The organism is Pseudomonas sp. AC463 (assembly GCF_979253585.1).
On record NZ_CEEDDZ010001112.1, the window covers coordinates 1 to 239 of the forward strand.

General features: G+C 66.1%; 1 protein-coding gene. It reads right to left on the reverse strand.

The window, feature by feature from the left end:
• Window positions 1-22 precede the first annotated feature (22 nt).
• Window positions 23-239: ComF family protein (locus tag AC0IYH_RS33740; RefSeq protein WP_471838812.1), on the reverse strand; the 217-nt coding region annotated here is incomplete at its 5' end.

Here is a 239-nt window from a genome sequence, read left to right on the forward strand (position 1 = left end):
GTGCGTGACGCTCCAGCCTCCGTCAATGATCGCCCGGCGCAGGTGTACGGGCCAGGCAGTAGACGTCCACGCGCGTTGCCCCAGCTCTGATTAACAGGCGTGCCAGTTGCTGCGCGGTGGCGCCGGTAGTTAGCACGTCATCGACGAGCGCCACATGCCGTGCGGCGATCTGCGCATTGGGCTGGATCGCAAAGGCGCCGCGCAGGTTACGTCGGCGCGCTGCCGCATCGAGTTTCTGT